The 19,568-nt window shown below is 63.4% G+C and carries 13 protein-coding genes and 3 tRNA genes; 11 read left to right on the top strand and 5 right to left on the bottom strand.

The window, feature by feature from the left end; genetic code table 11:
- Positions 1-190: 190 nt before the first annotated feature.
- The 9 genes from ACZZ0O_RS15230 (at position 191) to ACZZ0O_RS15270 (ending at position 14,130) form a co-directional block, all read left to right on the top strand.
- Positions 191-2,725: a TonB-dependent receptor gene (locus tag ACZZ0O_RS15230; protein WP_463591176.1), complete on the top strand. Its 2,535-nt coding sequence runs from the start codon at positions 191-193 to the stop codon at positions 2,723-2,725.
- A 437-nt stretch (positions 2,726-3,162) separates the two neighbouring features.
- Complete coding sequence (gene ubiB / locus ACZZ0O_RS15235; RefSeq protein ID WP_463591177.1) at positions 3,163-4,839, top strand: 2-polyprenylphenol 6-hydroxylase; 1,677 nt, start codon at positions 3,163-3,165, stop codon at positions 4,837-4,839.
- An 81-nt stretch (positions 4,840-4,920) separates the two neighbouring features.
- Positions 4,921-5,562 carry a transcriptional repressor LexA gene (gene lexA / locus ACZZ0O_RS15240; RefSeq protein WP_055844265.1) on the top strand — a complete coding sequence of 214 codons (642 nt, stop codon included), beginning with the start codon at positions 4,921-4,923 and terminating at the stop codon, positions 5,560-5,562.
- A gap of 172 nt (positions 5,563-5,734) precedes the next feature.
- Positions 5,735-6,769, top strand: coding sequence for a recombinase RecA (gene recA / locus ACZZ0O_RS15245; protein ID WP_115511948.1), 1,035 nt, complete (start codon positions 5,735-5,737; stop codon positions 6,767-6,769).
- Between the two features lie 247 nt (positions 6,770-7,016).
- Positions 7,017-7,505 (top strand): recombination regulator RecX, encoded by a 489-nt coding sequence (gene recX / locus ACZZ0O_RS15250; protein ID WP_055844260.1) that lies wholly within the window; start codon positions 7,017-7,019, stop codon positions 7,503-7,505.
- Between the two features lie 101 nt (positions 7,506-7,606).
- Positions 7,607-10,255, top strand: a complete 2,649-nt coding sequence (alaS, locus tag ACZZ0O_RS15255) for an alanine--tRNA ligase (protein ID WP_463591178.1) — start codon at positions 7,607-7,609, stop codon at positions 10,253-10,255.
- Positions 10,256-10,394: 139 nt separating this feature from the next.
- Entirely contained in the window at positions 10,395-10,613 is a 219-nt protein-coding gene (gene csrA / locus ACZZ0O_RS15260; protein WP_115527611.1) for a carbon storage regulator CsrA, read from the top strand.
- Between the two features lie 77 nt (positions 10,614-10,690).
- Positions 10,691-10,783: transfer RNA gene (locus ACZZ0O_RS15265), tRNA-Ser, on the top strand.
- A gap of 1,415 nt (positions 10,784-12,198) precedes the next feature.
- Positions 12,199-14,130 (top strand): methyl-accepting chemotaxis protein, encoded by a 1,932-nt coding sequence (locus tag ACZZ0O_RS15270; protein ID WP_193552883.1) that lies wholly within the window; start codon positions 12,199-12,201, stop codon positions 14,128-14,130.
- Between the two features lie 270 nt (positions 14,131-14,400).
- On the opposite strand, the gene ACZZ0O_RS15275 is transcribed toward ACZZ0O_RS15270, so the two are convergent.
- Positions 14,401-15,102 carry a pirin family protein gene (locus tag ACZZ0O_RS15275; RefSeq protein WP_055844255.1) on the bottom strand — a complete coding sequence of 234 codons (702 nt, stop codon included), beginning with the start codon at positions 15,100-15,102 and terminating at the stop codon, positions 14,401-14,403.
- A 135-nt stretch (positions 15,103-15,237) separates the two neighbouring features.
- Here ACZZ0O_RS15275 and ACZZ0O_RS15280 point away from each other — a divergent pair, with 135 nt between their 5' ends.
- Positions 15,238-16,182, top strand: coding sequence for a LysR substrate-binding domain-containing protein (locus ACZZ0O_RS15280; RefSeq protein ID WP_463591179.1), 945 nt, complete (start codon positions 15,238-15,240; stop codon positions 16,180-16,182).
- A 44-nt stretch (positions 16,183-16,226) separates the two neighbouring features.
- Positions 16,227-17,219: a DedA family protein/thiosulfate sulfurtransferase GlpE gene (locus ACZZ0O_RS15285; RefSeq protein WP_463591180.1), complete on the top strand. Its 993-nt coding sequence runs from the start codon at positions 16,227-16,229 to the stop codon at positions 17,217-17,219.
- A gap of 290 nt (positions 17,220-17,509) precedes the next feature.
- Here the strand turns inward: ACZZ0O_RS15285 and ACZZ0O_RS15290 are convergent.
- The 4 genes from ACZZ0O_RS15290 to thiD form a co-directional block, all read right to left on the bottom strand.
- A tRNA-Arg gene (locus ACZZ0O_RS15290) sits at positions 17,510-17,586 on the bottom strand.
- A gap of 93 nt (positions 17,587-17,679) precedes the next feature.
- A tRNA-Arg gene (locus ACZZ0O_RS15295) sits at positions 17,680-17,756 on the bottom strand.
- Positions 17,757-17,796: 40 nt separating this feature from the next.
- The gene (locus ACZZ0O_RS15300; protein WP_463591181.1) at positions 17,797-18,717 is read right to left on the bottom strand and encodes an alpha/beta hydrolase family protein; all 921 of its coding nucleotides are present in this window, start codon (positions 18,715-18,717) and stop codon (positions 17,797-17,799) included.
- Positions 18,714-19,523 (bottom strand): bifunctional hydroxymethylpyrimidine kinase/phosphomethylpyrimidine kinase, encoded by an 810-nt coding sequence (thiD, locus tag ACZZ0O_RS15305; protein WP_463591182.1) that lies wholly within the window; start codon positions 19,521-19,523, stop codon positions 18,714-18,716. Before thiD ends, ACZZ0O_RS15300 begins: the two co-directional genes overlap by 4 nt.
- Positions 19,524-19,568: the final 45 nt, after the last annotated feature.

Consider the following 19,568-nt stretch of genomic DNA (forward strand, 5'->3'; position numbering starts at 1 on the left):
CAGCGGTCAATGTGCGTGCCCACGCCGGTATCGCTCAAGTTCCACGGTGTAGCGCTAGAGTTCGCTAAGGGAGCGCCGTGTTCGGATTGATGTCCGTGCTCACTGCATATCGGCGTTAACGTCTTTCCTACACGGCTCGTACCATCTGCTGCGCTTGCGCATGTACGCGTCTCTTCATCCGGGGAAGTTGATGAGCATCGAACGCTGCTATTGCACTGCACTTGCGCTTGCCGTTATCGCCGCAATTCAGACCCCGGTGTTGCATGCACAAACGCAGGCAACTGCCGAGCACACCGAGCCGGCAACGCTGGCCGCGATGAAAGTCACCGCGCAAAAACGCGAAGAAGAACTGCAGGATGTGCCTGTGATCGTGTCGGTGCTGTCCGAGCAGCTTCTGCTGGACACGGGCGTGAACGACATCAAGGATTTGCAGGTGCTGGTGCCGGGCTTGATCGTCACCAGTACGCAGAGTGCGGCACAGACCAGCATCCGCATTCGCGGCATCGGTACCGTGGGCGACAATGCGGGCCTGGAAGCCTCGGTCGGCGTGGTCATCGACGGTGTGGCGCGTGCGCGCAATGGTGTGGCGTTCTCCGATCTGGGCGAACTGGAACGCATCGAGGTGCTCAAGGGCCCGCAGGGCACGGTATTTGGCAAGAACACCTCCGCTGGCGTCGTCAACGTGGTGACCCGGCGGCCCAGCTTCACGCGCAGTGCCGATGCAGAAATCACCGCCGGTAATTTTGGCGCATTCGGGCTGGCCGCTGCGTTCAATGACGCGGTGGGTGAAACCGCCGCGCTACGCGTCTACGCGGCAAAGCGTCGCCGCGATGGGTTTGAAGACGTGGTCACCGGTAACGGCCCGCGTACCGATACACGCGACGGCGATCAGAATCTTGAGACCGGACGCGTCCAGCTGCTCTGGGAGCCGTCTCACGATCTGGCGATCAACTTTTCTGCCGATGCCACCAACCGCGCGGAGAATTGCTGCGTCACCGTCACCACCGAACGGGGGCCGCTGGCGGCGGTCATGGATGCAGTCGCTCCGGGAGGTCAGGCCGGTATTCCCATTGCCGACCCGTCGCGCCGGCTGGCCTACAGCAATCGCGGCACCGTTCAGAACATTCGCGATCGCGGCGTATCCGCGCAGGTCGACTGGACTACGCCCTGGCTAAACGAGGCGACGCTGACATCCATCACCGCACTGCGCGACTGGACGGCGGTCAACGGCTTGGACTTCGACTACAGCGCCGCCGATGTGCTGTACCGCGAGCCGCGCAAGGACGAGACGTTCACCGGCTTCAGAACCTTCAGTCAGGAGTTGCGCCTGGCCGGCTCCACCGAACGCGTGGACTGGATGATTGGCTTCTTCTATGCCGACGAAAGGCTGCGACGCAACGAGTCGTATCGCTTCGGAAGCGCCTACGAACCCTATCTTTCGACAGCGCTGCTGGCGCGGATCAACCCGGCCTTGGCAACGCGTGCAGATGCACCGCGTTTTCTCGCCGATGCCACCGGCGTGCCGGCCGGTTCGCTGTTCCGCGGACTTGGTAGCCAGGATCGTTATCGTCAGGATGGCAAGAGCGTGGCGCTGTTCACCAACAACACCTGGCATGCGACCGATGCATTGGATGTGGTGATGGGTTTGCGCTACACGCACGAAAACAAGGTGCTGGCCTCGACCTACGACAATCCGGACGGCAGCCCGGCGTGCGCCAGTTATTTCGCTGCCAACGGGCAGTTGAATCCTGCGGCATTGCGCCGTATCGGCGCCGCCCTGGGTGCGCGTGGCGTGCCTGCCACGGCGGTACCGCTGATCGCGCCGCAGGTGATCGGATTCACCTGCCTGCCGTGGAGTAACGTGGCACATAACGGCCGCAGGACCCGCCAGGAACTGACCGAGCGCGAATGGTCCGGGACCGTCAAACTGGCTTATCGCTGGAGCGACGAGGTGATGACGTATGCCTCGGCCGCTCGTGGCTACAAGGCGGGCGGCTTCAATCTGGACCGGGTGCAGTCGGCCGATGGCCTGTCCAGTGGCGCGCAAGGAATCGTGCCGGTAGACGACACGGCGTTTCCCGGCGAGTTCGTCAACAGTTTCGAATTGGGTGCCAAGACCACCTGGATGGACGGCAATCTGCTATTGAATGCGGCGCTGTTCTATCAGAACGTCAGCGATTTCCAACTCAACAATTTTCTCGGCACCAGTTTCGTGGTTCGCTCCGTGCCTACCGTGATTTCGCGGGGAATCGACACCGAATTGCTCTGGCAGACCGGCGTGCGTGGCTTGATGCTGCAAGGTGGGCTCAGCTACACGGATACCACGTATGGTGATGACCGTTTGCCCGACGCCGATCTTGCGCTGTTGCCGGGTAGCCGCATGAGCTTCGCACCGCGTTGGTCGGGCAATCTGTCGGCTACCTACGAACGTCCGTTGGGCAATCAGCTGACGGCGCGTTTCAATCTGGGCGCCAAATACTCATCCGACTTCAACGCCGGCACAGACCTGGATCCGCAAAAGGTGCAGCCGGCCTACACCATCGTCAATGCCAGGGCCGGTATCGGCGCAGACGACAAGCGCTGGATGGTGGAAGTCTGGGCGGAGAATCTGGGCAACGAAACCTATCGTCAGGTCGTCATCGACGCGCCGCTGCAGGCCGGTTCCTGGAATGCATTTCTCGGTGCGCCGCGGACCTATGGGTTGACCTTGCGCCTTCGGTATTGAAGCCACTGGGCCGCACTGCGTGCTGCGCGATCGAAGCGTCAACTCGCACGCGCACCACACTGTGCGCTAAGCCCGCAGCGGACAGAAGCGCGACAGCGGCGGAGAGATCGGCTACAACCTAGAGTCTCTTCGCCAACCTCTGTGCCGATGTTCGGGTTTTCCGCTGCTGTGTTTGATACGTTGCCATCCATCTTCATCCGGCGTAGTCCGCCTGGTGCGTCGCCGGTTATTGCTGCGCAGGTGCGCCGGCTTGCGCGACGTGAGGCGGGAAGTCACGCGGCTGTCTTGCTGGCACGTGATACTGGTAGGCCTGTGGTCGTGGATCGGTCGCCTCGCGAGGCATCGCTATCGCACCGAGAGATCGCTCACGTTGGGGCCTGCGCGCAGGCGTGTAGCGAGCCAGCCACCCATTTCGAACCTGCGCAGGCGGTGCACTGATGTGGGAAGCGCTTGGCACCGTGCGTGACCTGGGGCGTCTGCAGGAAATCGCCTCGGTCCTGATTCGATACGGCTTTGGCGATGTGGTGCGCCGCATCGGGCTGGCCGATGTGCTCGAACGTGCCGGCAGGTTGCTGCACTGGAACAACGCCGAGGGCCGCTTGCGGATGTCCGCTGCCATGCGTGTGCGTCGTGCGCTGGAGGAGCTCGGGCCAACCTTCGTCAAGCTGGGGCAAGTGCTGGCGACGCGTGTCGACTTGCTGTCGCCGGAATGGATCGAAGAACTGAGCGAACTGCAAAATGCGGTTCCTGCATTGCCGTTCGAACAGATCCGGCCGCAATTGGTCGCCGCATTGGGCGCAGAGCCGGAAAGCGTGTTCGCGCGATTGGACGAACAACCGCTGGCGGCTGCATCGCTGGCGCAAACGCATCGCGCCTGGCTGGCCGACGGCACGCCGGTGGTCTTGAAGATCCGTCGTCCCGGCATCGGCGACACCATCGATGCGGATCTACGTCTGCTTGCGCGGCTGGCCGACATCGTCGAAACGCGCGCACCCGATCTCAAGCGCTATCGCCCGGCTGAAGTGGTGCAGCAATTCACTGTCTCGCTGCGGCGCGAGTTGGACTTCGCCGCCGAATGTCGCAATGCCGAGCGTATCGCCGCCAACTTCGCGCACGACCCGCAGGTGGTAGTGCCCGCGGTGTATTGGCAGTGGATCTGCGAGTCGCTCAATGTGCAGGAGTTCATTGATGGCATCCCCGGGCGCGACATGGTGTCGGTCGATGCGGCGGGGCTGGATCGCAAGGCGCTTGCGCGCACGGGTGCCGGCATCGTGCTCAAGATGGTGCTGCAGGACGGCTGCTTCCACGCCGACCCGCATCCGGGAAATATTTTCTATCTGCGCGACGGTCGTATCGCCGTCATCGATTTCGGCATGGTGGGGCGTGTGTCCGAACAGCGCCGTTTCCAGGTCGCGCAGCTGCTGCACGGCATGGTGAGCTACGACGCCGAGGCGGTCATCGATGTGCTGCTGGAGTGGGCCGGCACCAGCCTGGAGATCGACGAGGCGCGGCTGCAACAGGACATCGGTGCATTCGTCGACGAATACCGTGGCGTACCGTTGAAAGAGCTACGCATCGGCGCGATGCTCGGTGACGTCACCGCCATCCTGCGCGATCACGGACTGACGCTGCCGTCGGATCTGGCGCTGATGATCAAGGCCTTTCTCACTCTCGAAGGGATGGGGCGCCAGCTGGATCCGGATTTCGACATGGCCACCGAAGCGCGGCCGTATCTGGAGCGCGTGGTGTTGCAGCGGTACGCACCCAGCGCCATGTTGCGCCGCAGTCGACGCACTGTGACTGGCGCGATCGATCTGATCGGCGATCTGCCACGCGATCTCAAGCGTCTGATCCAGGCCGCACGGCGCGGCAAGTTGCAGCTGCACGTGGAAACGCGCGCCTTGCGCGAGTTCGGCGAGCAGGTCGACCGCGCCGCCAATCGGCTCACCATGGGCATCGTGACCGCTGCCCTGGTGATCGGTTCGTCGATCGTCATGAACAGCGTCGGCGGGAGCGCCAGTCGCTGGCTGCTGGCGCTGGGCGTTGGCGGATTCATCGGCGCCGGCTTGTGCGGCATCTGGATCCTGTTTTCGATCTGGCGCAGCCGGCGCTAGCGATCGTCAGGGCTGCCGACCTTCTTGAGGAGGGGAAACTAGCTATTGCGCATGGCCTTGTTAGTAGTAATACTACTAACCATGGACCTGACCGATACCCAGCAAGCAATCCTGGCCTTGATCGCCGAACGCATCGATGCCGACGGCGTCCCGCCTTCGCAGACCGAGATCGCCCGTGCCTTCGGCTTCAAGGGCGTGCGCGCCGCGCAGTATCACCTGGAGGCATTGGAACAGGCTGGCGCGATCCGTCGCGTGCCGGGGCAGGCACGCGGCATCCGGTTGGCCGGGCAGGGCGCGCACTCGCGGACGCCGCCGGTCGCCGAGCCACTGCGCGACGACGTGCTGCGCCTGCCGGTGCTAGGGCGCGTCGCAGCGGGCCTGCCGATCGGCGCCGATATCGGGTCCGACGACTTCGTCGTGCTCGACCGGGTGTTCTTCTCGCCGTCGCCGGACTATCTGCTCAAGGTGCAGGGCGATTCGATGCGCGACGAAGGCATCTTCAACGGCGACCTGATCGGTGTCCACCGCACCCGCGACGCGCGCTCGGGGCAGATCGTCGTGGCCCGGATCGATGAAGAAATCACCGTCAAGTTGCTCAAGATCGGCAAGGACCGGATCCGGCTGCTGCCGCGCAACCCGGACTACGCCCCGATCGAAGTGTTGCCAGATCAGGATTTCGCCATCGAAGGCCTGTACTGCGGGCTGCTGAGACCCAATCGCTGAGGGCTGCACCGATGTCTGTGCTGGCGTTTTCCCCAGCCGGCATTGCAGGATTCGCCGCTGCCCGCACAGGATTCGCAACATTACGCTGAGTGTGTCGCCACCAGTCTCAGCCCGTGCGATACACCGCCGTTACATTTGCTCCACACCGAAATCACTGACAAGGATCACCCAGATGGATGAGAACAAGAAGCGCGCCCTTTCCGCCGCACTGAGCCAGATCGAAAAGCAATTCGGCAAGGGCTCCGTGATGCGCATGGGCGATCGCGTGATCGAGGCGGTCGAAATCATTCCGACCGGTTCGCTGATGTTGGACATCGCACTGGGGATCGGCGGCCTGCCGAAGGGCCGCGTCGTGGAAATCTACGGACCGGAATCCTCGGGCAAGACCACCTTGACCCTGCAGGCCATTGCGCAGTGCCAGAAATTGGGTGGCACCGCTGCCTTCATCGACGCCGAGCATGCGCTCGACCCGATCTACGCGGCCAAGCTGGGCGTCAATGTCGACGATCTGCTGCTATCGCAGCCGGACACCGGTGAGCAGGCGCTGGAAATCGCCGACATGCTGGTGCGCTCGAGCTCGGTCGATATCGTGGTGATCGACTCGGTGGCTGCACTGACGCCGAAGGCGGAAATCGAAGGCGAGATGGGCGACCAGCTGCCAGGTCTGCAGGCACGTCTGATGAGCCAAGCGCTGCGCAAGCTGACTGGCAACATCAAGCGTTCCAACACCCTGGTGGTCTTCATCAACCAGTTGCGCCACAAGATCGGCGTCATGATGCCGGGTCAGAGCCCGGAAGTGACCACCGGCGGTAACGCGCTCAAGTTCTACGCCTCGGTGCGTCTGGATATCCGTCGTATCGGCGCGATCAAGAAAGGCGACGAGATCATCGGCAACCAGACCAAGATCAAGGTGGTCAAGAACAAGTTGGCGCCTCCGTTCAAGCAGGTCGTGACCGAAATCCTTTACGGCGAAGGCATCAGCCGCGAGGGCGAACTGATCGACATGGGCGTGGAAGCCAAGCTGGTGGACAAGGCGGGCGCCTGGTACAGCTATGGCGACGAGCGCATCGGTCAGGGTAAGGACAATGCACGCGGCTACCTGCGCGACAACCCACAGGTGGCGGCCAAGCTCGAAGCCGAGCTGCGTGAGAAGTTCCAGCCCGCGGAAGCGCCGCGCGAAGCGGGCGACGACGCCGAGAAGGAATAAGCGCTACCGGCAGCAAGCGATTGCGGTCCGAGTGGGCGGCATGGCGCACAGCCCGTCATGTTCCCGCAGGACATGACGGACTCAAGCGCCTGGCAACAGCTCACTGCTGAGCGACCGGTAAGGCGGAGTTTTTCTATCGCGAGGACGGCGGAGTCAGTGCCGTTGCTTCTCGCGGTAGATCTATCGAAGGCCAGGAGGGCAGGCGCCATGGAAGGCGCATTGATTCAGCGATCGGGGACACGTCACGATGGACGAGCAAGAGCCCGCACCAAAGCGGGGACGTCGGTTCAAAGAGCAGACGCCGGTCCAGCGCGCACTTGGTCTGCTGGTGCGGCGCGAGCACTCGCGCAAAGAATTAAACCGCAAGCTGCTGGCGCGCGGTATCGAGCCAGATGCCGCACAGGCGGCGGTGGAGCGGCTGGCTGGCGAGGGCTGGCAGGACGACACCCGGTTTGCTGCTGCGGTGGTGCGCAATCGTGCCGGCTCCGGCTACGGCCCCCTGCATATTCGTGCCGAACTCGGAACCCATGGCCTGGATAGCGAGGCAATCAGTGCCGCCATGGCGACGTTTGAAGGTGACTGGACCGAGAACGCACGCGATCTGATCCGGCGCCGGTTCGGCGAGCAAGGCCCGGTAGATCTGCCGCAGCGACGCAAGGCCGCCGATCTGCTGGCCCGGCGCGGTTTCGACGGCAACAGTATTCGTAGCGCCACGCGCTTCGACCTTGAGGACTGAGGGCGTCAGGCCTGCTACCCTTTGTGGTTTCAGGTTGTTCCCCTCATCTGCGCCCACATCTCATTGGGTGACCGGGACTGCCGCCCGCCCAATGCCAGCTCATGAACGCACCTGCCAAATTCAGCACTTCCCAGATTCGTAGTGACTTCCTCGCGTTTTTCGAGGGGAAGGGTCACACCATCGTGCCGTCCGCGCCGCTGGTGCCGGGCAACGACCCAACCTTGCTGTTCACCAATTCCGGCATGGTCCAGTTCAAGGACGTCTTCCTTGGCGCGGAAAAGCGCAGTTACGTGCGTGCTGCGGACGTGCAGCGCTGCCTGCGTGCCGGCGGCAAGCACAACGACCTGGACTCGGTGGGCTACACCGCACGCCACCACACCTTCTTCGAAATGCTGGGCAACTGGTCGTTCGGCGACTACTTCAAGAAAGATGCCATCGCCTGGGCATGGGAGCTGCTGACCCAGGTCTGGAAGCTGCCGGCCGACCGTCTGCTGGTGACCGTCTACCACACCGACGAAGAAGCCGTCGCCTTGTGGCGCGACATGATCGGCATTCCCGAAAGCCGCATCGTGCGTATCGGCGACAACAAGGGTGCGCCATACGCGTCCGATAATTTCTGGCAGATGGCCGACACCGGCCCGTGCGGCCCGTGTACCGAAATCTTCTTCGACCATGGCGATCACATCGCTGGCGGTCCTCCCGGTTCGCCGGACGAAGATGGCGATCGCTTCATCGAGATCTGGAATCTGGTCTTCATGCAGTTCGACCGTCAGCCCGACGGCACCCTGGTGCCGCTGCCGGCGCCGTGCGTGGATACCGGCATGGGGTTGGAGCGTCTGGCGGCGATCCTGCAGCACGTCCACACCAACTACGAGATCGATCTGTTCCAGGCCTTGATCGGCAAGGCCAGTGCGCTGACCGGCATCGCCGATCTGGAAAACAAGTCGCTGCGGGTGATCGCCGATCACATTCGCGCCTGTTCGTTCCTGATCGTCGATGGCGTGCTGCCTTCCAATGAAGGCCGTGGCTATGTGCTGCGCCGGATCATTCGGCGAGCGCTGCGGCATGGCTGGATGCTGGGCGTGCGCCAGCCGTTCTTCAGCAAGATGGTGCCCACCCTGGTCGAACTGATGGGCGAGGCCTATCCGGAACTGGTGGTGGCGCAGGAAACAGTGGCGCGCGCTCTGTTGGCGGAAGAGGAGCGTTTTGCCGAGACGCTGGACGCCGGCATGAAGATCTTCGACGACGTCGCGTCGCGCTCGCAGGACGTGATTCCCGGTGCAGACGCATTCCGTCTGTACGACACCTATGGGTTTCCGGTCGATCTGACCGCCGACATCGCACGCGAGCGCGGTATGCGCGTGGACATGGAGGGCTTCGATTTCGCCATGGAGCGTCAGCGCGAGACCGCGCGTGCGGCAGGCAAGTTCGGCGGCGGCGTCGCATTGCCGGCCGATGTGGTTGCGACCATGTCGCCGACCGTATTTCTGGGCTACGAGGCGTATGACGCCGACGCGCTGAAGGTTGTCGCGCTGCTCAAGCAGGGCCGCCCGGTGGAGCGTGCCGAAGCCGGCGATGAGGTCATCGTGTTCACCGATCGCACGCCGTTCTACGCCGAATCCGGCGGTCAGGTCGGCGATAGCGGGCAGTTGAGCACGGCCGATGTTTCCATCGACGTCGCAGACACTCACAAGTTCGCCGGCCAGTTCCATGGGCATGTCGGACGCATCACCGAAGGCGCGCTGGCGCTGGGGGATGTGCTGGCAGGCGGCATCGACGTGCAGCGCCGTGGCAAGACCATCCTCAACCACTCGGCCACGCACTTGCTGCATGCCGCATTGCGCGAAGTGCTGGGCACGCATGTGCAGCAGAAGGGCTCGCTTGTGGCGCCCGACCGCTTGCGTTTCGACTTCTCGCATTTCCAGCCCATCACTGCGGAAGAACTGGCAGTGGTCGAGCGCAAGGTCAATGCCGAGGTACGCACCAACCACAGTGTCGAAGTGCACAACATGGCCATGCAGGAAGCGCTGGATTTCGGCGCGATGGCCTTGTTCGGCGAGAAATATGGCGAGCACGTGCGCGTGCTGAAGATGGGTGGTTATTCCACCGAGCTGTGTGGCGGTACCCATGTCAGCCGCACCGGCGACATCGGTCTGTTCAAGATCACCTCCGAAGGCGGCGTGTCGTCGGGCGTGCGTCGTATCGAGGCGGTGACCGGGCAGGGCGCGCTGGATTACGTTGCCGATGAAGAACGCCGGCTGTTCGAGGCGGCAAGCCTGCTTGGCGGCAACACCACCGAGGTGGTCGACAAGGTGCGCGCACTGACCGAGCGTCAGAAGCGTCTTGAGCGCGAGCTGGAATCGCTGAAGGCCAAGCTGGCCTCCGGCGCGACCGCAGATCTTGGCGCCAGTGCTGTCGACGTGGATGGGGTCAAGGTGGTTGCCGTACGTCTGGAAGGATTCGATGCAAAGGCGCTACGCGAGGCGATGGACCGCTTGAAGCAGCAACTCGGCGATTCGGTGATCGTGCTGGCCGGTGCATCGGCGGGCAAGGTTGCGCTTGTCGCCGGCGTGAATGGCAGCCCAACTGGCAAGGTGAAGGCGGGGGAACTCCTCGGCCATATCGCCAGTCAGATCGGAGGCAAGGGCGGTGGCCGTCCGGATCTCGCCCAGGGTGGTGGCGAGGACGGGCCCGCCCTTGCGACCGCACTCGACGGTGTGCCCTCCTGGGTCAAGCAACACTTGGGCTGAACACTTGTCCTGCTATGCCTTGCTGGCTAGCAGGATGTCCCGCTACCATTTCTGGTCTATTCCCTTTACCTAGGGCGCGTCTCACTCACGAGGCCGTCGATGCTGGTGGGAAATCCACCGGTTCCAGGAGATTTGCAAAATGTTGATCCTCACTCGCCGGGTAGGCGAAACCTTGATGATCGGCGACTCGGTCACTGTTACCGTGCTCGGCGTCAAGGGTAATCAGGTGCGTATTGGCATTACCGCACCGAAAGATGTGGCTGTGCATCGCGAAGAGATTTATCAGCGCATCCAACGTGGGGACGAGCCGGTGGCCTCTGGCGCACATCACGGCGACGATTCTTCGAATTGCCCGTAATAAAGGGTTTACGTTAACCCCTGTTACCCGGTATTCTTCGCGGCCTGCCACGGACATCGCGGCAGGACGCAAAAACTGGAGCGATGCCCGAGCGGCTGAAGGGGCTCCCCTGCTAAGGGAGTATAGGGTCAAAAGCTCTATCGAGGGTTCGAATCCCTCTCGCTCCGCCAGTGTTCTAGACGCCCGCAAATCCTTGATTTGCGGGCGTTTTTATTTGGGTTGATGGGTGTAGTCAGCGGTGATCGCCAGCTGTGACGTCAAATTCCATCGCCACTGCCACTGCCTTTGATGGATTGCGAGCCGTACGCTCGCTCTTGCTCGGGTAGCTGCTCGGCGCTCATGCCTTCCCGTGCCGTTGTTCCTCGATCGCTGCGTTCTTCGTGGCCGCCGCCGGGGATCTTTACATCGCTCATTGTTGAGGGCGCTGAGGTGCGAGCTGTGAAACCATCTTCGCTTGCCGCTTGCCGCTTGCCGCTTGCCGCTTGCCGCTATTTCCCGCCATGCAAAATGCAGACAGCAAACAGTAGGGTCAATCTCCTGCGTTCAACTTCGCAGACCACCTACTGCGCTAACTGCAGAACTAAGGCCTAAGACCTAAGGAAGCTCTGAACAATTCGTTCGCGTGTTTTCGATCCAAACTCCTGGCAATCGTCATTACGCGCAACGGCTTGATGTTCAGTATGGAAGACCACCGCGTTCGAGCGACATCCCAGGATCACTCGTTCCGCGGCGAGTCGCTCAGGCCTTACCCAAGCTGCTGGGCTTGCCTTCTTGCTGGCGTGTTTTGCCCAGCGTCCCCATCTTCCTGCTAGTTGCCGGTTCCTTGTTCAAAGCGGCAACTTTTTTGCCGCACGCGTGTTCCAGTGCGCGTGCCTCGCCGATGCACGACGATGCTGCGAGAGGACATGGCCGATCTTTATCTGAGCCTCGTTCTGCCGATGATCCTGAGCATATTGCCGCGTCGGTGACGCCGCCAGTGATGTCGGCAGTGATCTCTGCAAGGCGATAGATGCAATGGGGCGTGTTGCGATGTCGACGGAGTCGCTATGCAACGGGTAAGTCGTCGGTCGCTCGAAAATGCAGAAGCCAGCGGTCCGGAGAGCCGGTCGCATCCGCCGGTGTGAGCGGCGTTTACGGGTGCTTTTTTCCAACGATGCAAGACGGAGGAGGGTCCATCGCGAGCGATCGCCGATACGCTGGCGCTGCGCGCGCCTTGGCGGCCAACGTACTGCATCAGCCACTGTGTTACAGATCGGAGAAGAAAGTCTGGTCGTCCTTGCACGCCAGGAAACAAGGCCTCGACTTTACGCGGGCGCTGCGCGCACCTTTGCGGCCAACGCACTGCATCCGCCCTTGTCTTGCGGATCGGAGAAGAAGGGTCTGGTCTTCCCTGCACACCCAGGAACAGGGCCTCGACTTCGGGAATGCCGGGGCATGAAGAGGACGATCAGAGAGAGACCGTCTGACATCTGAACCACTCGACTCTGTGGCAAGCGAAGGGGGTCAAGTACGGCGCGTGCGTGTCGCTAAAGACGTGACCCATATCTCGGATTTCGACGTGATGCGCCTACCGTTGCTTGGACGCCTGTTCTCTTCCTGGAGCCGTGGGCTGCAGCACAAGGCCAATGCAGTGGATAGGGTGATGGCGGTGATCGAATTCGATCTGGACGGCCGCATTCTGGATGCCAATCAGAACTTCCTCACGCTCATGGGATATCGGCGTGACGAGGTGGTTGGCCAGCATCACCGCATGTTCGTGACGACGAGTGATCGCGACAGCGAGAGCTATCGCCAGTTCTGGGATGCGTTACGGCGTGGCGACTTCAATGCCGGGCGCTTTTGCCGGCTGGATAAACACGGTCGCGAGGTCTGGATCAATGCCTCCTACAACCCGCTGCTGGATCGTGCGGGCAAGGCCTACCGCGTGGTGAAGTACGCCACCGACATCACCGAGCAGGTCCGTCAGACCGCCGATTTCGAAGGGCGCATCGATGCGATCGACAAGGTGATGGCGGTGATCGAATTTTCGCTGGATGGCACGGTGCTCGATGCCAACCAGAACTTCCTGCAGGTCATGGGCTATCGGCTCGATGAGATCCGCGGCAAGCACCACGGCATGTTCGTGGAGGCGCAGACGCGTCAATCGGCGTCCTATCGCGCGTTCTGGGATTCGCTTGGGCGCGGTGCATTCGATGCCGGTCGCTACAAGCGCATCGGCAAGGATGGTAGAGAGGTGTGGATCCAGGCGTCCTACAACCCGGTTCTCGACGAACTCGGGCGCCCCTACAAGGTGGTCAAGTACGCCACCGACGTCACCCGTCAGGTCATCGATTCGGCCGATGCGGATGGGCGCATACAGGCCATCGACAAGGTGATGGGCGTGATCGAGTTCGATCTGCACGGCCGAGTGCTGAGTGCCAACGATAACTTCCTGGCGATTCTTGGTTACTCGTCGAACGAGGCTATTGGCCAGCATCACGGAGTGTTCGTCGATGCGGCCTACCGCGCCTCCGACGAATACCGGCATTTCTGGGCAAAGCTTGCGCGCGGCCAGTTCGACGCTGGGCGGTATCGGCGGTTGCGCAAGGATGGCGGCACGGTGTGGATCCAGGCGTCCTACAACCCGATCCTGGATGTCTCCGGGCGCCCGTACAAGGTGGTCAAGTACGCCACCGACGTGACCGATCAAGTGCGCTCTGCCGAGCGCATGCGCGACCTGATGCGGCAGACCATGAGCATCGCGCAGAACGTGCAGCGTGAGTCGCATCATATTTCTGCCAGCAACCAGGAGCTGGTCAGCCGGGTGTCCACGCAGTCCAGCGCCGTGGCGCAGACCTCGAGTACGATCGATCAACTGGCTGCCACCGTGCGCACCAATTCCGAAAACGCCGGCTCGGCCCGACGCATGGCCGAGGACTCGGCTGCGGTGGCGCGGCGCGGTGCGGACGTCATCGCGGACGTGGTCAAGACCACCGCCGGCATTCGATCGGCAACCGACCGCATCGGTCAGATCATCGAAGTGATCGACGGCATCGCGTTTCAGACCAACATTCTGGCACTCAACGCGGCGGTGGAAGCGGCGCGCGCCGGCGAGCAGGGACGCGGGTTTGCGGTGGTCGCCACCGAGGTGCGCAGCCTGGCGCAGCGCTGCGGCGTGTCGGCCAGGGAGATTCGTTCCCTGATCGACAATGCGACCAACCAGGTCGGCGATGGCTCGCGCCTGGCCGAACAGGCCGGCGTCGTGATGCAGGACGTAGTGGCCTCGGTACTGCGTGTCACCGCGACGGTGGAGCAGATCGCCGCCGCCAGTCACGAGCAGGCGCTGGATATTTCGACTGCGAACACGGCGCTGCACTCCATCGGCGTGCAGGCGCGCGACCAGGCGCAAATGGTCGATGACCTGGCGCGGTCGGCACGCGTGCTGGAAGCCGATGCGGACGCGTTGTTCGCACTCGTCAACGGCGATGCCGACGGAGCTGCGCAGCCCGACGCGCCGTTCAAATCGCAGGCCGCATAACGGCCAATCGCTGAGACTGCGACCGCGGTGGCCGGGTGTCGAAGCCTTCGTCTTTGGCGCTGAAGACGGACGTCATGTCGTGTCGTGTCGCGGTGCGTGTAAGCCAGGCGTTGTCGCAGCAAGGTAGGGCAAGCGCACCAACCACACGCACAGCGTCACGCCCAGATTTTCGCGCGCAGCACAAAGCCCGCTAGCGCGGGCCTTGTGCGTTGGGGGCAGCGCCGCTTGCAGCACATGCAGGTCGCATGCGCTGCAAGGGCCGTGAGCGGCTTACTTCGGCAGATCGAACACCAGTACTTCGGCGTCGCGTGCATCGGCCAGCACGATCTCCGGCTCGCCGATGACCTGCACCGCATCGCCAGCCGACAACGCCTGTCCATTGACGCTCAGGCTGCCGCGGGCCACTTGCACGTAGCCGATGCGGCCTTCAGCCAGCGGCTGCTGCAGGCGCACGTCGCCATCGAGGATCGATGCATACAGCCGTGCGTCCTGGTGCAGGCGCAGCGAGCCGTCGTCACCGGCCGGCGAGGCGATCAGACGCAGCTGGTTGCGCTTGCTGTCGGCATCGAAATGCTTTTCTTCGTAGCTAGGCTCGATACCGTTGCGCTCGGGCATTACCCAGATCTGCAGGAAGTGCACCGGCTCGCTGGACGAATGATTGAACTCGCTATGGGTCACGCCGCTGCCGGCGCTCATGCGCTGCACATCGCCGTAGTGCAGCACCGAACCGGTGCCCATGCTGTCCTTGTGTTCCAGCGCGCCGTCCAGGACGTAGGAAATGATCTCCATGTCGCGGTGGGCGTGGGTGCCGAAGCCTTCGCCCGGGGTCACCTTGTCTTCGTTGATTACCCGCAGCGGGCCGATGCCCATGTGGCGCGGGTCGTGGTAGCTGGCGAAGGAGAAGGTGTGGCGCGAAGACAGCCAGCCATGCTCGGCACGGCCACGGGTTTCGCTCTTGCGGACATTCAACATGTTGCTTCTCCTTGAAAGATTCGAATTGGCGCCGGGGGTGAATCGGTGTCCCTGCGGCTTGATGCGTAGTCTCCGCCTCTGTCGGCCAGAGAAAAAGCGAGTAGATTTGGCTGCTACCATCGAAAAATTCGAACAATGAAAATCAGCCTGGAAGCGCTACAGATCCTGGATGCGATCGACCGCCGCGGCTCCTTCACTGCGGCGGCCAAGGTGTTGTTCAAGGTGCCCTCGACGATCTCGTACACGGTTTCCAAGCTGGAAGACGATCTGGGGGTTCAGCTGTTCGAGCGGGTGGGGCCGAAGGCAACGCCGACCCAGGCCGGGCGCGAACTGCTGCGTGAAGGACGCAACCTGCTGCGTGCCGCGCAGGAGTTGGAGGTGCGCGTGCGGCGCGTCGCCTCTGGCTGGGAGTCGGATTTTGCGATCGGGCTGGATGCGATGTTGCCGGCTGCGCTGCTGCAGGCGCAGATCCTGGACTTCTACGCCGTGGCCGACAGCACCCGGCTGCGTGTGCTCAGCGAGTCGCTGTCCGGCAGCTGGGAGGCGCTACTGGACCGGCGCGTGGATCTGATTGTGGCGGCGGGCGAGGGGCCAAGCGGCGGCGGTTATGTCGCCGAACAGATCGGCAGCGTGCGCTTTGTGTTCGCAGTGGCCGCGACGCATCCGCTGGCCGGCGCGCAGCTGCTCGGTGCGACCGAGCTGGCCGACCATCGCGCGATTGCCGTGGCGGATTCGGCGCGGCGTCTGCTGCCGCGCACGGTCGGCCTGTTGTCCGGCCGCGATGTGCTGACCGTGCCGGACATGCACACCAAGTTGCTGCTGCAATTGGCCGGAGCAGGCTACGGGTTTCTGCCTGAGCCGTATGCGCAGGGCGCGCTGCTGGAGGGCCGTTTGCGCCAGGTGCCGGTGGAAACGCACAAGGCCGACGAGACCTTCTTCCTGGCGTGGCGGCCGGGCGAAGAGGGTGAGGCGCTTGGCTGGTGGCGGCGCGCGTTGCGGGCCGACGGTCTGTTCGAGCGATGGTTGCAAGCGCTTGCCGAAACGTATCGTTTCGCTGCCGCCGGGCAGTCGCAAACGTGATCAAGAGCGGATAATGACCGTTCGCCGTCGCGCAGGGTCGTCGCATGCAAGGCTTGATCGAACAGTACGGATTGGCGCTGGTGTTTGCCAACGTGCTGGCGTTGTCGCTCGGGCTGCCGGTGCCAGCGCTGCCGACGCTGGTGTTGGTCGGCGCCGGTTACGCGCTGCGCGGTGGTAGCGAGGCGTGGCTGGCGGGTCTTGCCGCGTGGGGCGTGTCGGTGCTGGCGAGTCTGCTTGGCGACCTGGTGTGGTATCTGGCAGGTCGTCGTTTTGGCAATCGCACCTTGCAGTCGCTGTGCCGGCTGTCGCTGTCGCGCGATACCTGCATGAAGCAGACCGAGCGTTTTTTCTCGCGCTGGGGTGTGCGCGTGCTGGCGGTGGCCAAGTTCGTGCCGGGCCTGTCGATGGTGTCGGTCCCGATGGCTGGTGCGATGCGGGTGCGGCCGGGCGCGTTCCTGCGTTACGACGCGTTCGGAGCCTCGCTGTGGGCGCTGGTCGGGCTGGGTCTTGGGGCGGTGTTCACCCATCAGGTGCAGGACGTGCTCGTGTTTTTGTCCGAACTCGGTTCCGGTGCGGTGGTGGTGTTGGCCGCGCTGCTGGCCTGCTACGTCGGGTGGCGCTGGTGGCGGCGTCACACGCTGCTGCGCTCGCTGGAGCAGGCGCGTATTGCAGTGGACGAGCTGGTGCCGCTGCTGGACGGTGACGAGAGCCTGCGGCCGACGGTGCTGGATATCCGTGCGCCGGGATACCGCGACCTGCAGCCGTACACGATTCCTGGCGCGGTGTTTGCCGACGAACGCCAGCTTGCGCAGATTCTGGCCAGCGTGCCGCGCGATCGCAGCGTGGTGATTTATTGCGCGTGTCCCGATGAAGTGTCTGCGGCGTGGCTGGCAGGTCGGATGCGCGAGCGTGGTTATCGCGATGTGCGTCCGTTGCTGGGCGGGCTGGATGCGTGGCGCGATGCCGGGCATCCGGTGACCTCGTTATTGCCGGTGGTGGTGGTCGGCCAGTCGGATGCTGTGGGCGCCACCGCGTGAGCGGTCTGCGTCCTGTTCGATAAGAACAGCTAACCAAACGACTGTGCAGTTGCCTGCCTGCCTGCCTGCCTGGCGGGCGCGGCCGGTGCTCGCTGCCGCGTCGCTTACAGTGTGGTTCTGAGCGCGCCTTCCATACCCATCCGGCAACGCGCGCTACGTCTTGATGGGCGCTTTAACGCGCATCGCAGCGCATTCGTATCGATACGCTGCACAAGCCGCATTCGCGAGCGATGCAGGACAAAAACGACAGGCAAAAAAAAGACCAGCAAGCTGGTCGTTTTCTTCAAGATTGGTGCGCCCGGAGAGATTCGAACTCCCGACCGCCTGGTTCGTAGCCAGGTACTCTATCCAACTGAGCTACGGGCGCATATCTTGTTTGACTTGCCATCCGATGCAGTGCAGTCGGACGTTTTAACTAAAAAAACAGCGGTTCAGTGCTGTCTTTTTTTGTTCCTGAAGATGGTGCGCCCGGAGAGATTCGAACTCCCGACCGCCTGGTTCGTAGCCAGGTACTCTATCCAACTGAGCTACGGGCGCCTCGTCAGGAGCGGAATTATGCGGATGCCCGACGTACTCGTCAATCCCTTTGTGAAATTCGATTGTCGCCGGCCGCATCGGCACGCGTGCGTTGCAGCGCAGCCGCGACGGCTGCGGGTGCCTTCATCCATGCAAAGTGATCGCTGCGCACGCCCAGTTGCGCATCGTCCAACTGCTGCACCTCGGCATGCGCCTGCGGCATCTTCTGCAGCAGTGCATGCAACGCCGCAGCCGGGCCGAAGTGATCGTGGTCGAAGGTCAGCGCCTTGATCGGTATCGTCAGCGCGCCCAGTGCGCGCTCCAGATCCCAGCCGCTGCCTGCAGCGCGATAGCGATTGCTGCGGCCGACCTGTGCCCAGTCGGCGATCAGGCTGCGTGCCTCGGTGCCGCCGAAGCCGAGCGATCGCCCGTGCAGCACGCCTTGTACGCGCGCAAGCCAGGGCAGGGCGCGATACGCCAGCGGTAGCCCGTAGCGCATCGGGCGCGGAAAGTTGCGCCAGTATGGCGAGCCGCTGGCAACCAGCCACAGCTGCGTCAGCGGTGAGTCGCGTTGCGAAGGAACTCGCGACGCCTGCAACGCGGCATGACAGCAGGCCAGCTGCCCGCCCAGGCTGTGCCCGCCGACGATGCGCGGGTACTGCGGGTCATGCCGATCCATCAGCGCCTGGCTGGCCGGGAGGTCGTCGGCAAGCAAGGCGCGATAGCCCCAATCGTGTTGGCGCGATGGGCGCAGCGTGCTGCTGCCATTGCCGCGCCATTCGTGCAGGTAGACAGCGATCCCGGTAGCGGCCAATGCATCGGCAAACGCTTGGTAATGCCGCGCTGCCACGCCCAATGCCGGCAGCCACAGCAAGCTGGCGATCGGTTGCGCTGGTGCACTGCGAATCACCTGCCAGCGATGTCCATCGGCTGCGCTGGCGGGCAGCATGTCGCTGTGCACGCCTTCGCTATGCACGCTCATACCGCTGGGGCGGCGCCGAAGTGGTCGAGCACCAGCACCTCGCTGTGCCCTGGGCGCTGCCCCAGGCGGATGGCGCGCGCCACGTAATCAATCGCTGCTTCGCAGGCATTGAGCAGCGACAGGCCCTGGCACAATTGCGCGGTAATCGCTGCCGACAGACTGCAGCCGGTGCCGTGCGCATCGACATCGATACGCGGATGCATGAACACGTCCTGGGTGACGCCGTCATCGAAGCGATCGATCACGCGCGCGCCCTCATGCAGGTGGCCGCCCTTGAGCAACACCGCGTTCGCGCCCAGCTCCAGCAGCGCGGCGGTCGCGTGTTCGGCGGCGTCGGCCGTGTCGATGCGGCGGCCGGTCAGCAGCTCGGCTTCCGGCGTATTGGGCGTGATCAAGGTTGCCAGCGGCAACAGGCGCGTGCGCAGCGCATCCAGTGCCGCGTCCTCGAGCAGGCGCGCGCCGCTGGTGGCGACCATGACCGGGTCCAGCACGATGAAGGGTGGGCGATGGGCTTCGAGCAGATCGGCCACGCAGTGGATGACGTCGGCATTGGCCAACATGCCGAGTTTGACGGCCTGGATCTGGAAATCGGCGAAGCAGGCATCCACTTGTGCGCGCAGAAATGCGATCGGCGGGATGTGCACCGCGGTGACGGCACGCGTGTGCTGTGCGGTCAATGCGGCAATCGCCGACAAGCCATGCACGCGATGCGCGGCGAAGGTTTTGAGATCGGCCTGGATGCCGGCACCACCGCCGGAGTCTGAGCCGGCGATGGTCAATGCGGACAGGGTGCTGGGCGTGGTCATGCGCCGATTCTGCACTGCCGGCTGGCGGCTGTGCAGGGATGGTGC

Source organism: Xanthomonas sp. AC360 (genome assembly GCF_979258225.1).

Coding starts and splice junctions, on each gene's coding strand:
- ACZZ0O_RS15230 (WP_463591176.1), top strand. CDS start 191: ATGAGCATCGAACGCTGCTATTGCACTGCACTTGCGCTTGCCGTTATC.
- ubiB (WP_463591177.1), top strand. CDS start 3,163: ATGTGGGAAGCGCTTGGCACCGTGCGTGACCTGGGGCGTCTGCAGGAA.
- lexA (WP_055844265.1), top strand. CDS start 4,921: ATGGACCTGACCGATACCCAGCAAGCAATCCTGGCCTTGATCGCCGAA.
- recA (WP_115511948.1), top strand. CDS start 5,735: ATGGATGAGAACAAGAAGCGCGCCCTTTCCGCCGCACTGAGCCAGATC.
- recX (WP_055844260.1), top strand. CDS start 7,017: ATGGACGAGCAAGAGCCCGCACCAAAGCGGGGACGTCGGTTCAAAGAG.
- alaS (WP_463591178.1), top strand. CDS start 7,607: ATGAACGCACCTGCCAAATTCAGCACTTCCCAGATTCGTAGTGACTTC.
- csrA (WP_115527611.1), top strand. CDS start 10,395: ATGTTGATCCTCACTCGCCGGGTAGGCGAAACCTTGATGATCGGCGAC.
- ACZZ0O_RS15275 (WP_055844255.1), bottom strand. CDS start 15,102: ATGTTGAATGTCCGCAAGAGCGAAACCCGTGGCCGTGCCGAGCATGGC.
- ACZZ0O_RS15280 (WP_463591179.1), top strand. CDS start 15,238: ATGAAAATCAGCCTGGAAGCGCTACAGATCCTGGATGCGATCGACCGC.
- ACZZ0O_RS15285 (WP_463591180.1), top strand. CDS start 16,227: ATGCAAGGCTTGATCGAACAGTACGGATTGGCGCTGGTGTTTGCCAAC.
- ACZZ0O_RS15300 (WP_463591181.1), bottom strand. CDS start 18,717: ATGAGCGTGCATAGCGAAGGCGTGCACAGCGACATGCTGCCCGCCAGC.
- thiD (WP_463591182.1), bottom strand. CDS start 19,523: ATGACCACGCCCAGCACCCTGTCCGCATTGACCATCGCCGGCTCAGAC.